Below are 13,170 nucleotides of genomic sequence, written 5' to 3' on the forward strand. Positions count from 1 at the left end.
CACAGGCGTAGCCGTATTAGTGAAACGGGGGGATCATGATGGAATTGACACTTGGGATGTATCACAGCTTTGGAAATGACTATCTGGTTTATGACTGCTTAAAAAATGAATACGAGCTGAAACCGGAGGATATCCGAAGTATATGCAACCGCCAGTTTGGCGCAGGAGCAGACGGCGTCCTCGCAGGCCCGGTCCAGATGTTTGGAAAGATGGGAGTCCGGATCTTTAATCCAGACGGCAGTGAGGCGGCGATCAGCGGAAACGGACTGTTTATTTTTGCAAAGTATTTAAAGGACGCAGGCTATATCAACAAAAAGGAATATGTACTGCAGACCAGGAGCCGCACGGTATCTGTGCGTTATCATGATGAGATCGGCAAAGAAATGACGGTCTCCATGGGAAAGCTGTACTGTGGGCAGACGGCTCCGTCCAGCGATGAGAAAAAGACAGAGCATGTGCAGGTGGGCTACCGCGGCAGGACATATGAAGGGACGTGTGTGTGGATGGGAAATCTGCACTGCATCATTCCGATGGAGGAGATCAGCGCAGAAGCAGTCTGCGAGATCGGCGCAGGGCTGGAGAAGGAAGAGCGTTTTCCTGACGGGATCAATACGCAGATCATCTGTATTGCAGATAAAAGCAACATCTATACAGAGGTCTATGAAAGAGGCGCAGGTTATACGCTGGCGTCCGGCAGCAGCTGTTGTGCGGCAGCGGGCGTGGCGTATCAGCTCGGGCTGACAGACCCCTGTGTGTATGTGCATATGCCGGGAGGTACGCTGACGGTCCATATTGATGAGCAGATGAATGCGTCTATGACAGGCACGGCAGAATGTATCGGAAAGATCACACTCTCGGACGAATTTCTGCGCAAATACCAGATCATGGCAGAATAAACGCCGGTAAGCGGAAACAGACGGTTATCTGAAAATAAGAAAGGCTGCGGAAAGCTACCGCAGCCTTTTTAAGAGCTCGCCCGTAAGCGCGCCGATGAGGATGCCTGTCACAACACCGGAGATCAAAAGGGCAGGTGCATAGTAGATCAGGCTGCCTGTCTCCATCAGCGCCATTGCGATCAGGAGCTGGCCGATATTGTGCGTGACTCCGCCGATCACGCTGACCGTAATAATAGAAAAGTCAGTGCGGGCGAGGACGAGTGTCATTGCAGCGAGGCTCAGAGCTGCGCCGGCGGTGCTGTACAGGATACTGAACATGCTTCCGAACATCGCTCCGATGATGATGATGCGTGCAATAGACACGAGAGCAGCCTTCTGCCAGGAGTAGCGGATCAGGATAAACAGGACAGCCAGATTGGCGAGTCCCAGTTTGATCCCGGGAATGCCGGCAAAGACCGGAAACAGCGTTTCGATATATCCCAGGATCGAGGCAAGGGCGGTGAACAGACCGAGCTGCGCGGTCTGCTGATAGCCAGGATGCTTTGGGGGAGTGACCGGATGGCGCATCATCCGACGGCATCTACGCCGCCCCCGTTGCCGGAGCCAGCGGTATTCGTCCCTTCTATGATCACCTTGTTTGGGAGGCAGACGATCATACCGCCATTTTCGTCTACCGGGGCCTGCTCCATGCACAGATGATCCGGGCAGGTCGCTCTGATCATCCGGACTTTTCCGTCTTTGATCTCGCAGACATTGGTATCTTTGATTTCGATCGTCTGGTCCTCGTCAAGTTTCCATGTGCCATATTCCTTCCCGTCTACGGTGATGCGGATGGATTCCCCGTCGTTGCTTTTAAATAGCATAAGTCCGATCCCAAGCAGTACGGCCGCAGCGACGATGCCAAGGATCAGCAGCACTTCTTTTTTCTTCAAAGGTATCCTCCATTTCTTGTTCGATGATATTTTTCGGATTTTTGTACTTCATACATATTGTGCACGAATGTGTGCATTGTAGCACAGACGGCGGCAAAAAGTAAACCCCGTATTTTCCTGCGGCGCTTGACAGGGCGTGTACATCATGGTAAGGTGAGCACAATTGGGCGCTGTACAGAGCGGGCATGGATCTGGCAGCACACAGAAGGAGACGGGAAAGAGCGGGAGCAGGGAGGAACAGGAGGAAGGATATGGAAATCAGACAGGCACAGAGGAAGGATCTGGCACAGATCATGGAGCTGTATGCACAGGCGCGGGCATTTATGGCGCGCACGGGAAATCCGGAGCAGTGGGGGACCAGCTATCCGCCCGAGGGTCTGATCCGGGAGGATATAGAAAAGGGGATCAGCTATGTCGCAGAACAGGACGGAGAGATCGCGGCAGTATTTATGTATGCATTTGGCGATGATCCAACGTATGCAGTGATAGAGGACGGGGCATGGATCAATGACAGACCCTACGGAGTGATCCACCGGATTGCGGCCCGCGAGGGCGTAAAGGGCGCAGGATCGTGCTGTATGCAGTGGGGATACGCGCAGTGCGGCAACCTGCGCATGGATACGCATGAGGATAACAGGGTGATGCAGCATGTGCTGGAGAAGAACGGATTTCGCAGATGCGGTCGTATTTATATAGAAGACGGAAGTCCTCGGGTCGCATACCAGAAGGTATAAAAAGAGTGGGAAATGGAGTGATTTTGATATGCAGCAGGAAATGATATTTCAATTGCTGAAACAGATTGAGGATGGAAAAATAACAGCGCAGGAGGCGATGGCGGATATCCAGATGCAGCCGGAGATGCTGGTAGGCAATTATGCGGACATCGATATGCACCGCGCTCTGCGCCAGGGGATGCCGGAGGTGATCTACGGCGAGGGAAAGACCGCCGGGCAGATTGCCGGGATCGCTTCCGCGATGGAGAAGCGCGGCGTGACAAATATCATGGTGACCAGGCTCTCGCAGGAGAAGGCGGACCAGGTGGCGCAGGAGATCGCGCTGGACTATGATCCAGTATCCCGTATTGCGGTGGTCAACCGGCAGGAGACGGAAGCAGAAGGCAAGATCGTAGTGCTTGCCGCCGGGACAAGTGATCTTCCGGTCGCGGAAGAAGCGGCAGTGACCGCGCAGCTGTACGGCAACCGTGTCGAGCGGGTCTATGATGTGGGAGTGGCGGGACTTCACCGGCTGCTGCATCGGCTTCCGGTGCTTGAGGATGCGAATGTCATCGTAGCAGTAGCAGGCATGGAGGGTGCGATCGTAAGCGTAGTCGGAGGGCTGGTGGCCTGCCCGGTGATCGGCGTGCCGACAAGTGTCGGGTATGGCGCGAACTTTGGCGGGGCGGCCGCGCTTCTTTCTATGTTAAATTCCTGCGCGAGCGGAGTCAGTGTCGTCAATATTGATAATGGGTTCGGAGCAGGCGTGCTTGCGTCAAAAATCAACAAACAGTCAAAGCACAGGAGTCAGGACTAAATAAAAATAAGCCGGGAGGAGACGGCAGACCGGCTGTGAAAAAGCCAGATGGAGCGCAAAGGAGAAAGGCAGGGTATTATTATGAAGAAAAAAGGGATTTTGAATGCGGATATTGCAAGGGTATTGGCCTATATGGGGCATACGGATCAGATCGCTGTCGCTGACTGCGGGCTTCCGATCCCGGAGGAGACAGAGCGCATTGATCTGGCAGTACGCCTGGGCGAACCTTCCTTTCTGAGTGTGCTGGAGGCGGTACTGGATGATATGGAAGTGGAAGCTGTGGTGCTTGCGGAGGAGATCAGGACGCACAACGCGCAGCTTCTGGAGCGTATCGAGCTGCTGCTTCTGGGCAAGGGCGTAGATGTGGAGCTGCAGTTTGTACCGCACAGTCTGCTAAAAGAGCAGACAAAGCAGTGCAGGGCAGTGGTCCGCACCGGGGAAAGCTCGCCGTATGCCAATATTATTTTACAGTCGGGCTGTATCTTCTGATGAGGAGAAGAGGAACAGATCAAAGAGCTGCGCAGCGGCTTTTTTGACCTGAGCGGGTCGCGTGACATATTTTATTCCCCCTGTTCATATGATAGAGAGAACGCGGCGCCAAAGTGGAGCGCGGCGGAGAAACAGGGGGGAACGAAATGAATGACAGAGCTTTGAAGGTGCTGGAGCAGTACGAGCTTGAGATCATCAGTACAAGGCGGGGACGCGGGTCGTATATTTTTGAGACTCCGCAGGGGCTTAAAATCCTGTGTGATTATACTGGTTCGGAAAACAGGGCGGTGTTCCAGAACTGCGTAATGCAGAAGGTACGCGAAGGCGGGTATGAGAGAGTAGATATGATCCTTCCTAATAAAGAAGGAGCACTGGTCTGCGAGGACTGGGATGGAAACAGATACGTGGTCAAGGACTGGTATGTCGGACGCGAGTGCGATACGTCCAGTGAAAATGAGATCCTGACGGCAGTCACCAATCTGGCGCGTCTGCACCGGCTGATGTATCTGGATGCACAACAGGGATTTGAGGGAAATTTTACTGCACAGCCTCCGGCGCAGGAGATTGCGGCGCAGAATGCAGAGCTCCAGAAAATACGCTCCTTTATGCGAAAGCGGACCGTGCGTCAGGATTTTGAACGCCTGTTTCTGCACTGCTTTGAAGAGTACTATGAGCAGGCGGCAGAGGCACAGAGAAGGCTTGACGAGATGGAAGGCACGGGGGCGTCCTCGGATAAGGGATACGGAGGGACTTCGGAGAGCGCCGGGGGCGCATGCGTCTGTCACGGCGATTACAATCACCATCATGTGCTGATCTCAGGGTACGAGATTGCCACGACCAATTTTGAATGCTGCAGGTTTGATCATCAGATCAATGATCTGTACCGCTTCATGCGCAAGATCCTTGAAAAGCATGACTGGAACCAGAGGCTTGGCATGCGCATGCTGGAGCGGTACACGGCAGAACGTCCGATCAGCGCGCAGGAGCGCAGGCTTTTATCTATACGGATGCTGTATCCGGAGAAATTCCGAAAGCTTGCGAACCATTATTATGGCAGCAATAAGGCGTGGATCTCGGGGCGGTATCTGGAAAAACTGGAAAACCTGAACCGGCAGGAGGAAAAAAGAAAGAATTTTGTGAAAATGCTGTAGATACAGTTTTATTTTATCCGTATTTGTGCTATTATTACCACAGGACAGACGGCAGCAGTATGCCGTGGATACCACAGGAGGGAAAAATGGAAAATTACAGACAGGTATATGAAGAGTGGCTTTCCAATCCATATTTCGACGAGGCGACAAAGGCGGAGCTTCGTGCGATCGCGGATGATGAGAAAGAGATCAAAGAACGTTTTTATACAGAACTGGAGTTTGGGACTGCGGGACTTCGCGGGATCATCGGGGCAGGTACGAACCGCATGAACCAGTATGTAGTCCAGAAGGCTACGCAGGGACTGGCCAATTATATTATCCGGGAGGGCGGCGCGAAAAAGGGCGTGGCGATCGCTTATGATTCCAGAAGAATGTCACCGGAATTCGCAGATTTTGCAGCTCTGACGCTGGCAGCAAACGGGATTAAGGCATATGTATTTGAATCCCTGCGCCCGACCCCGGAGCTTTCCTTTGCCGTGCGCACGCTCGGGTGTATTGCAGGGATCAACATCACGGCGAGTCACAATCCGCCGGAGTATAATGGCTATAAGGTCTACTGGGAAGACGGCGCGCAGATCACGCCGCCGCATGATACAGGCATTATGGCCGAGGTAAAGGCGATCACAGATTACACTGCGGCCAAGACGATGGACAAGGAAGCGGCAGTCGCAGCGGGCCTTTACGAGGTGATCGGAGAAGCGATCGATGACGCGTTTATTGCGCAGCTGAAGAGTCTGGTGCTTCATCCTGAGGCGATCAGACAGGAGAGCAAAAATCTCAGGATCGTATACACGCCTCTGCACGGTACAGGAAATATCCCGGTGCGAAGAGTTCTTTCCGAGCTTGGCTTTGAGCATGTCTACGTAGTAAAGGAGCAGGAGCTCCCGGACGGAGATTTCCCGACGGTCAGCTATCCGAACCCGGAGGCGGCAGAGGCCTTTGCGCTTGGCCTGAAGCTTGCAAAAGAGGTGGATGCAGATCTTGTTCTGGCTACTGACCCGGATGCAGACAGGCTTGGCGTGTATGTGAAGGATGCCGGAACAGGAGAATACCATACTCTGACCGGAAATATGTCAGGCTGTCTGCTTGCGGACTATGAGATCGGCCAGAGAAAGGCTTTGAAGGGTCTGCCGGAGGACGGCGTCCTGATCAAAACGATCGTTACAACAAATATGGCAGATGCGATCGCAGACTATTATGGGACAGGTCTGATCGAGGTGCTGACCGGATTCAAATATATCGGACAGCAGATCCTTGGCTTTGAGCAGACCGGAAAAGGGACGTATCTGTTCGGCTTCGAGGAGAGCTATGGCTGTCTGATCGGTACTCACGCAAGAGACAAGGACGCGATCGTGGCTACGATGGCACTCGCAGAGGCGGCAGCCTTCTATAAGGCGCAGGGCAAGACGCTCTGGGATGCGATGATCGAGCTGTATGAGCGCTACGGATACTATAAGGATGATATTCAGTCCATTACCTTAAAGGGGATCGAGGGACTTCAGAAGATCCAGGAGATCCTTGAGACACTGCGCAAAAATCCACCGGCACAGATCGGGGAGTACACAGTGCTGTCTGCAAGAGATTACAAAGCAGATACGATCCGCGATGTCAGGACCGGGGAAGTAAAGCCGACAGGGCTTCCGGCTTCCAATGTGCTTTACTATGATCTGACAGATGACGCATGGCTGTGCGTGCGCCCGTCCGGGACAGAGCCGAAGGTGAAGTTCTACTACGGTGTCAAAGGCACCTCCCTTGCAGACGCAGATGCAAAGTCAGCGGCGCTTGGCGAGCAGGTGCTTGCGATGATCCATGCAATGATGTAAGGGCTGCCGCAGACCCTGCGGCAGTGTGACAGCTGCATAAAGATAAGCGCCTGCCGTGTCAGGCGCATTGCCTCCGGGAGAATGCTTTTTTGTACCCGGAGGCTTTTGTCATGGCAGAGGCGTGGATGGCGGGAAGGCGCGTCAGAAAGACGGGAGGAAGCATATGGAAGAAAAAGAACAGGGGCAGCACAGCTTTGCAGGATTTTGCAGGATCGTAGAGCAGCTTCGCAGTGAGAACGGCTGCCCGTGGGATCGGGCACAGACCTTTGAGAGCCTGAGACCATGTATGGTAAATGAGATGACAGAGGCGGTCGCGGGGATCCGTATCTGGCAGGATACAGGGGATGCGTCGAATCTCTGTGAGGAGCTGGGGGACGTCCTGCTCCAGGTCGTTTTGCTTGCTCAGATCGCGCAGGAGCAGGGACTGTTCTCTATAGAGGATGTGGTCTGCGGTATCAGTCAGAAGATGATCCGGCGTCATCCGCACGTCTTTGGGAGCAGCGCCGGGGAGGTGCAGGCGCAGGAGGTCCCGGGACGCTGGGAGGAGATCAAGCGCGCGGAAAAAAAGAACCGCACGCAGGAGCAGGAGGACAGATACACGCAGGCGTTTCTCGATGCGTCAGAGTGGACGGCGCGCCATCTGGAGCAGGAGAAGGAGAAAAAACTGGAGAAAAAATACAGAAAAAACACAGAGCAAGGAAAACCTTGACAAACGCACAGTAACATTATATAAATATTAGAAGAGCCGCAAAACGAGATTTTTGGTTCAAGATAAATGTAAGGTGCAGTGAAGATAGACGTACTGCAGACTAAATCCAGAGGAGGAACTACGATGAATAAAACAGAGTTAATCGCAGCTATCGCAGAGAAAACAGAGCTGTCTAAGAAAGATGCGGAGAAGGCACTGAAGGCTTTTACAGATGTAGTTGCAGAGCAGCTCAAGAATGGTGATAAGGTACAGATTGTAGGTTTTGGTACATTTGAGGTATCCGAGCGCGCAGCAAGAGACGGCAGAAACCCGCTGACAGGAGAGGCTATGCACATTCCGGCATCCAAGTCTCCGAAATTCAAAGCAGGAAAAGCTCTGAAGGATATGATGAACTAATTGTGGCTTTGCTGTAAATGAAAGAAAAGAACCAGGCGCTCCGGATTTCCCGCAGGGATTCCGGAGCTCTTTTGATACAGGCATTTTAGCGGCTGACAGGAGAGCCAGAAGGAGGAACGAATGCGTCTTGACAAATATTTAAAGGTATCCCGGCTGATCAAACGCCGCACAGTGGCGAACGAGGCATGTGACGCGGGGAGAGTGCTTGTAAACGGAAAGCCGGCAAAGGCATCTGTGGCAGTCAAAGAAGGGGATGAGATCGAGATCCAGTTCGGCAGCAAGGCAGTAAAGGTGGAGGTTTTGTCTGTGCAGGAGACGGTCCGCAAGGAGGCTGCCGCCGAGATGTACAAATATCTGTAGCCTTTGTATGCTTCTGGTCTAATGCACAGCCCTCCTGCATAGAATAGAGCAATGGCGCAGGCGAGGCTTCGGGGTGTGCATGGAAGAAAAAAAGAGTGTAAAACCGCACAGTATTGTATGGAAGGACAGAAAGGCCGGAAGTATTTCCGGAGTAAAAGACGTGGTTTCCTTTGATGAGAGCTGCGTGATCCTGGAGACAGAGCAGGGACGGCTGACGGTAAAAGGAAAGGATCTGCATATCGGACGGCTGACGCTGGAGCAGGGCGAGGCGGAGCTGACAGGCAGAGTGGACAGTCTGGTGTATTCCGGCAGCGATCCGGCCAGACGCGGCAGCATGATGAAGAGGCTGTTTCAATGATGAGCAATGTGATCCGGCAGGAAACCATCGTATTTTTCCTGTCGGTCCTTCATGGAGTGCTGCTTGCGTTTGGGTATGATCTGTTCCGGGCGCTGCGAAAAGCGGTGCCGCACGGGCTTTTCGCTGTTTCAGCAGAGGATTTCGTATACTGGATCACCGCCGGTTTTCTGACCTTTGTATTTGCCTTTTTTTATACAGACGGTGTGATCCGCGGCTATGTGGCAGCAGGGATCGCGATCGGAGCGGTGCTGTATCATTTTACAGTGAGCATTGTCGTACTCCGGCTTTTTGCGGCGGTGTTCGGGCTGCTTCGGGACGTCATCCTGCTTCTGAGACGCGCGGCAGGCGCGCCAGTCCGGAAAATATGGTCTTTTTTCAAGAAAACAATTGAATTTGCAGGTAAAAAAAGGTACAATGATAACAAGAATGAAAAGATAAGGGGCGAAGGCTGTGGCAAAAAGGAGAAGACGTCCGAGCACGGGCAACCGTAGGGGTATGGTTGCGATCGCAGGGATCGTTATGGTACTGCTGGTCGGCCTGCTTATGCAGAGCCAGAAGCTGAGTACGCAGAATGCGGCTTACGAAGCGCAGAAAAAGAGTCTGGAGCAGCAGCTCAGGGATGAGGAGCTTCGGGCGGCAGAGATCGAGAATCTGAAGGAGTACGTGCAGTCAGACGAGTATATTGAGAATATCGCCAGAGACAAGCTGGGACTTGTGTTCGAGGACGAGATACTGTTTCAGGCAGAGGATTAAAGGGGTTGTTGCAAAATACGGATTCCGGCGGCTGACCGGTGTGTTTTCCCGGAAAATATGTTTTGTTTTCGGAGAAGGCCACCTGAGACGACGGAAGGTATGATGCAGCAGTCTCTTTTTTTGCAATATACATCCGGAAAGTTCTTACTTTCTAAAGAGCGTCCTGTGGTTTTGACAAAAATTGCAGGAAAGATGAGATATACTCTCCCTAGTATGGTTAGCTTAATGCTTATGGGGAGGGATTAAGATGGACGGATTATTGGCGACTGTGATGCGGACAGGCATACGGCTGCCGTTTTGGCAGCGTCTGGGAAAGGGGCAGCTGTCGCGAAGGGGAGAGACAGGAGGACTGTATTCACTTCCGGAGCGGGAACAGCTGGAACAGTACGCGGATGCGTTTTACGGTCTAGCAAAATTATTTCAGAAAATGCCGTGTCAGAAGGAGCGGCTGGGAGACGCGCAGCTGGAGGGACTCTTTGAAGCAGTACGGCAGCAGGTATGCGCCTCCTGCGAACGGGCGCAGCGCTGCTGGGGGAATGACTATTTTACGACGTGCCGGCTGCTGTATGAGATGCTTTCTGATCTGGAATATGACGGGAGCGTATCGGCGCAGATGGAGGGGCAGCTTCAGATGCAGTGCCGCAGGGCTCAGGAGGTCGCGCAGCACCTTGCGCAGGAATACGCGCAGGCGAGACAGACGCTGCTGTGGAATAATCGGATGATGGAGCAGCGGATGGCAGCGGGCGAGCAGATTTTTCAGACTGCGCAGCTTTTGCACAGATCGGCAGCCGGTTTTACAGATCTGCCGGAGAGGGAGCAGAGGCTTCGGCAGAAGCTGAAAAAAGAACTGCGCTTTCTGGGGATTGAGCTGGGACATGTCCGCGTATTCCAGCGGGAGGAGGAACGTACGGAGATCTATCTTCTGCTGCGTGCAGTCAGGGCGGTGTGTGTGTCCGCAAAATCCGTTGCGGAGATTTTATCTGAAGCCTGCGGCCAGAAGATGCGGCCCGCGTGGAACTGTCAGGCAGCGGTCACGTCGGAGCATGCCAGCTTTCATTTTGTGCCGGATACGAAGTATCAGATTTTTTGCGGGATCTCGAGGATCACGCGGGCAGGAGAGATGGTCTCGGGAGACAATTTCGCATTTTTGCAAAAGGATACCGGGAAGGTGGTCATGAGCCTGGCGGATGGCATGGGATCCGGCGTGGGAGCCTGCCAGGAGAGTGAAAAGGTCATAGAGCTTCTGGAGCAGTTTCTGGATGCGGGATTTCCGCAGGAGACAGCCGTTCGCATGATCAATTCCTGCATGCTTTTGCAGAATTATGAGCAGATGTTTTCTACGATCGATCTGTGCATGGTGGATCTGTATACAGCCCGGTGTGATCTGATAAAATCGGGAGCCGCATCGACGTTTCTGTGCCAGGGCGACGAGATCGAGGTGATTTCGTCAAACGCGTTTCCGGCCGGTGTGATGCAGCAGTCGGATTATGAGAGCCTGCACCGGCAGCTGAGATCCGGCAGCAGCATTATTATGATGACAGACGGAGCTCTGGAGGCATTTCCACAGGAAAACCGGGAGCAGATGATGGTAGAGCTGATCGGCAGGACGGCGTCGCGCAATGCAAAAGAGTACGCGAGACGTTTAATGGAAAAGGTATATCTGATGCAAAAGCTGCAGGCGCGGGATGATATGACGATCCTCGTAGGAAACCTGTGGGAAAAGTAGAAAAAGGCAGATACGAAGGAGGAGAGGGCGCCGTGTACAGCAGTGACGCGATGGAACGTATTTTTGATACCATACGGAAATATCATATGATAGAAGAGGGAATGCACATTGTGGCAGGCGTTTCAGGAGGCGCGGACTCCGTATGCCTGCTGCTGGCGCTTTGCAGATATCGCAGGGATGTGAGGTTTGATCTGCGTGTGGTGCATGTCGAGCACGGGATCCGGGGCAGACAGAGTATGGAGGATGCCGCATTCGTAGAGCAGCTTTGCAAAAGACTGGAGGTGCCGCTTCGCGTGGTGCATACGGATGTGCCGGGGCTGGCGAAAGAGCGGAAAACCTCTCTGGAGGAGACGGCAAGGGCAGAACGGTACCGGATCTTTTCAGAGGCGTGCGATCTGGCTGGCGGCGCGCGTATCGCGGTGGCGCACAACCGGGGAGATCAGGCGGAAACAGTATTGTGGAATCTGGTCCGTGGAAGCGCTCTGGCAGGACTTGGCGGGATGCGTCCTGTACGGGAACCGGTGATCCGCCCGCTTTTATTTACGGACCGCCAGGAGATCGAGGATATTGTGCGGGAGGCCGGGCTTGAATGGCGCACCGACAGCACAAATCTTGAGACGCAGTATACAAGGAACCGGATCCGGCTCTCGATCCTTCCGCAGATCGAACAGGAGCTCAACGTCCGGGCATCTGAACATATCGCATCTGCGGCACAGCATCTGCAGCAGGTGCAGGAGTATCTCGATGGACAGACGAAAAAGGCACAGGAGCGCTGCATGGTCACGCAGGACGGGGCGGTCAGCCTGCTGCTGGAGCCTTTTTGGGCAGAAGAGGAGCTGATCCGGACAGAGCTTGTGCGCACGGCAGTCGGGCAGTGCGCGGGCAGCCTGAGGGACCTGGGGCGGGTCCACATCGAGGATATTCTCAGACTGTGCAAAAAGGGCTGCGGAAAGCAGCTTGACCTGCCGGGCGGCGTACGGGCTGTGCGCAAAGAGGGCGCCGTGCAGTTTGTGAAAAAGGATGACAGGAGCAGCGCCCTGCCGCATGAGATACCGCGGGAGTATCCGCTTGCTGTACCGGGGCAGACGCCGGCCGGCCGCTGGATCGTCCGGGCATGGCTGCTGTCCAATTGTGATGATATTATGGATCAGGCAGTACAAGAAAAAAAGTATACGAAATGGTTTTCTTATGATATAATAAAAAATAGTGTCATGCTTCGGACAAGACTTCCGGGAGACTATCTGGTCGTCAATGCGAGTGGAGGACAGAAAAAGCTCAAGGATTATTTTATTGACCGGAAGATACCGAAGGAGGACAGAGATCATGTTCTGCTGCTGGCGGACGGCCCGCATATTTTGTGGGTGGTGGGACAGCGGATCAGCGAGGCGGCAAAGGTACGCCCCGCCACAGAGAAAGTTTTGAAAATACAGCTGGAGGAGAGAGGCGTATGAAGGAAAAGGTCAGGATTTTTTTACAGGAGCAGGAAGTAAATGCGCGGATCGCGGAGATCGCGAAGAAGATCAGTGATGATTATGCAGGCAAAGAGGTACATCTGATCTGTGTATTAAAGGGCAGTGTATTTTTTATGTGCGAGCTGGCAAAGCGCATCACGGTGCCGGTGACTATGGATTTTATGTCTGTGACCAGCTATGGCAATGATACGAAATCAAGCGGTGTGGTAAAGATCGTCAAGGATCTCGATGAGCCGCTGGACGGCAAAGACGTGCTGGTTGTTGAGGACATTATTGATTCCGGCAGAACATTAAGCTATCTGCTCAACATTCTGGAAAAACGCAATCCTAAGTCACTTCGTCTGTGTACGCTCCTTGATAAGCCGGAGCGCCGCGTGACAGATGTAGCGGTGGATTATACCTGCTTTAATATCCCGGATGAGTTCGTAGTCGGATATGGACTGGATTATGCACAGAAGTACAGAAATCTTCCGTTTATCGGAATCGTAGAATTTGTAGAAGAATAGAAACAGTGGAGGCAGAATAACTTGAACAGAAATACAAGAGGTATGCTGCTCTATCCGGTCGCGATCCTG

17 protein-coding genes are annotated in these 13,170 nt (G+C 53.3%); 15 read left to right on the top strand and 2 right to left on the bottom strand.

What is annotated here, in order from left to right; translation table 11 throughout:
• Nucleotides 1-35: 35 nt before the first annotated feature.
• Nucleotides 36-896 carry a diaminopimelate epimerase gene (dapF, locus tag QOX44_RS07330; RefSeq protein ID WP_283682352.1) on the top strand — a complete coding sequence of 287 codons (861 nt, stop codon included), beginning with the start codon at nt 36-38 and terminating at the stop codon, nt 894-896.
• A gap of 54 nt (nt 897-950) precedes the next feature.
• Here the strand turns inward: dapF and QOX44_RS07335 are convergent, their stop codons facing one another.
• Nucleotides 951-1,466 (bottom strand): Gx transporter family protein, encoded by a 516-nt coding sequence (locus QOX44_RS07335; protein ID WP_283682353.1) that lies wholly within the window; start codon nt 1,464-1,466, stop codon nt 951-953.
• Nucleotides 1,463-1,828: a NusG domain II-containing protein gene (locus QOX44_RS07340; RefSeq protein WP_283682354.1), complete on the bottom strand. Its 366-nt coding sequence runs from the start codon at nt 1,826-1,828 to the stop codon at nt 1,463-1,465. The genes QOX44_RS07335 and QOX44_RS07340 overlap by 4 nt, the downstream gene beginning before the upstream one ends.
• 251 nt (nt 1,829-2,079) lie before the next feature.
• On the opposite strand from QOX44_RS07340, the gene QOX44_RS07345 reads away from it, so the two are divergent.
• From QOX44_RS07345 to hpt, 14 genes are all read left to right on the top strand, one after another.
• The gene (locus QOX44_RS07345; protein WP_283682355.1) at nt 2,080-2,562 is read left to right on the top strand and encodes a GNAT family N-acetyltransferase; all 483 of its coding nucleotides are present in this window, start codon (nt 2,080-2,082) and stop codon (nt 2,560-2,562) included.
• A gap of 28 nt (nt 2,563-2,590) precedes the next feature.
• Nucleotides 2,591-3,358, top strand: coding sequence for a nickel pincer cofactor biosynthesis protein LarB (larB, locus tag QOX44_RS07350; RefSeq protein WP_283682356.1), 768 nt, complete (start codon nt 2,591-2,593; stop codon nt 3,356-3,358).
• A gap of 81 nt (nt 3,359-3,439) precedes the next feature.
• On the top strand, nt 3,440-3,847 hold the full coding sequence (gene rbsD / locus QOX44_RS07355; RefSeq protein ID WP_283682357.1) for a D-ribose pyranase: 408 nt from the start codon (nt 3,440-3,442) through the stop codon (nt 3,845-3,847).
• A 146-nt stretch (nt 3,848-3,993) separates the two neighbouring features.
• Nucleotides 3,994-4,998: a phosphotransferase gene (locus tag QOX44_RS07360; protein WP_283682358.1), complete on the top strand. Its 1,005-nt coding sequence runs from the start codon at nt 3,994-3,996 to the stop codon at nt 4,996-4,998.
• Between the two features lie 86 nt (nt 4,999-5,084).
• The gene (locus QOX44_RS07365; protein ID WP_283682359.1) at nt 5,085-6,821 is read left to right on the top strand and encodes a phospho-sugar mutase; all 1,737 of its coding nucleotides are present in this window, start codon (nt 5,085-5,087) and stop codon (nt 6,819-6,821) included.
• 163 nt (nt 6,822-6,984) lie between these two features.
• Nucleotides 6,985-7,530, top strand: a complete 546-nt coding sequence (locus QOX44_RS07370; RefSeq protein ID WP_283682360.1) for a MazG nucleotide pyrophosphohydrolase domain-containing protein — start codon at nt 6,985-6,987, stop codon at nt 7,528-7,530.
• Between the two features lie 123 nt (nt 7,531-7,653).
• Complete coding sequence (locus tag QOX44_RS07375; RefSeq protein ID WP_283682361.1) at nt 7,654-7,926, top strand: HU family DNA-binding protein; 273 nt, start codon at nt 7,654-7,656, stop codon at nt 7,924-7,926.
• A 120-nt stretch (nt 7,927-8,046) separates the two neighbouring features.
• Complete coding sequence (locus QOX44_RS07380) at nt 8,047-8,286, top strand: RNA-binding S4 domain-containing protein (RefSeq protein ID WP_283682362.1); 240 nt, start codon at nt 8,047-8,049, stop codon at nt 8,284-8,286.
• A 79-nt stretch (nt 8,287-8,365) separates the two neighbouring features.
• The gene (locus QOX44_RS07385) at nt 8,366-8,644 is read left to right on the top strand and encodes a YabP/YqfC family sporulation protein (RefSeq protein ID WP_283682363.1); all 279 of its coding nucleotides are present in this window, start codon (nt 8,366-8,368) and stop codon (nt 8,642-8,644) included.
• On the top strand, nt 8,641-9,135 hold the full coding sequence (gene yabQ, locus QOX44_RS07390; RefSeq protein ID WP_283682364.1) for a spore cortex biosynthesis protein YabQ: 495 nt from the start codon (nt 8,641-8,643) through the stop codon (nt 9,133-9,135). The genes QOX44_RS07385 and yabQ overlap by 4 nt, the downstream gene beginning before the upstream one ends.
• On the top strand, nt 9,095-9,397 hold the full coding sequence (locus QOX44_RS07395; RefSeq protein ID WP_283682365.1) for an FtsB family cell division protein: 303 nt from the start codon (nt 9,095-9,097) through the stop codon (nt 9,395-9,397). The genes yabQ and QOX44_RS07395 overlap by 41 nt, the downstream gene beginning before the upstream one ends.
• Before the next feature lie 247 nt (nt 9,398-9,644).
• Nucleotides 9,645-11,123: a SpoIIE family protein phosphatase gene (locus QOX44_RS07400; RefSeq protein WP_283682366.1), complete on the top strand. Its 1,479-nt coding sequence runs from the start codon at nt 9,645-9,647 to the stop codon at nt 11,121-11,123.
• A complete protein-coding gene (tilS, locus tag QOX44_RS07405; protein ID WP_283682367.1) occupies nt 11,111-12,574 on the top strand; it encodes a tRNA lysidine(34) synthetase TilS in 1,464 nt (487 codons plus the stop codon). Before QOX44_RS07400 ends, tilS begins: the two co-directional genes overlap by 13 nt.
• Nucleotides 12,571-13,101: a hypoxanthine phosphoribosyltransferase gene (hpt, locus tag QOX44_RS07410; protein WP_283682368.1), complete on the top strand. Its 531-nt coding sequence runs from the start codon at nt 12,571-12,573 to the stop codon at nt 13,099-13,101. The genes tilS and hpt overlap by 4 nt, the downstream gene beginning before the upstream one ends.
• Nucleotides 13,102-13,170: the final 69 nt, after the last annotated feature.

Origin of the sequence: Parablautia sp. Marseille-Q6255 (assembly GCF_951230155.1) — a bacterium.
Taxonomy (GTDB): domain Bacteria; phylum Bacillota; class Clostridia; order Lachnospirales; family Lachnospiraceae; genus Choladousia.

Excerpts from the sequence above, each read along its gene's own strand:
- dapF (WP_283682352.1), top strand. The coding sequence starts at position 36 with ATGATGGAATTGACACTTGGGATGTATCACAGCTTTGGAAATGACTAT.
- QOX44_RS07335 (WP_283682353.1), bottom strand. The coding sequence starts at position 1,466 with ATGATGCGCCATCCGGTCACTCCCCCAAAGCATCCTGGCTATCAGCAG.
- QOX44_RS07345 (WP_283682355.1), top strand. The coding sequence starts at position 2,080 with ATGGAAATCAGACAGGCACAGAGGAAGGATCTGGCACAGATCATGGAG.
- larB (WP_283682356.1), top strand. The coding sequence starts at position 2,591 with ATGCAGCAGGAAATGATATTTCAATTGCTGAAACAGATTGAGGATGGA.
- rbsD (WP_283682357.1), top strand. The coding sequence starts at position 3,440 with ATGAAGAAAAAAGGGATTTTGAATGCGGATATTGCAAGGGTATTGGCC.
- QOX44_RS07360 (WP_283682358.1), top strand. The coding sequence starts at position 3,994 with ATGAATGACAGAGCTTTGAAGGTGCTGGAGCAGTACGAGCTTGAGATC.
- QOX44_RS07365 (WP_283682359.1), top strand. The coding sequence starts at position 5,085 with ATGGAAAATTACAGACAGGTATATGAAGAGTGGCTTTCCAATCCATAT.
- QOX44_RS07370 (WP_283682360.1), top strand. The coding sequence starts at position 6,985 with ATGGAAGAAAAAGAACAGGGGCAGCACAGCTTTGCAGGATTTTGCAGG.
- QOX44_RS07375 (WP_283682361.1), top strand. The coding sequence starts at position 7,654 with ATGAATAAAACAGAGTTAATCGCAGCTATCGCAGAGAAAACAGAGCTG.
- QOX44_RS07380 (WP_283682362.1), top strand. The coding sequence starts at position 8,047 with ATGCGTCTTGACAAATATTTAAAGGTATCCCGGCTGATCAAACGCCGC.
- QOX44_RS07385 (WP_283682363.1), top strand. The coding sequence starts at position 8,366 with ATGGAAGAAAAAAAGAGTGTAAAACCGCACAGTATTGTATGGAAGGAC.
- yabQ (WP_283682364.1), top strand. The coding sequence starts at position 8,641 with ATGATGAGCAATGTGATCCGGCAGGAAACCATCGTATTTTTCCTGTCG.
- QOX44_RS07400 (WP_283682366.1), top strand. The coding sequence starts at position 9,645 with ATGGACGGATTATTGGCGACTGTGATGCGGACAGGCATACGGCTGCCG.
- hpt (WP_283682368.1), top strand. The coding sequence starts at position 12,571 with ATGAAGGAAAAGGTCAGGATTTTTTTACAGGAGCAGGAAGTAAATGCG.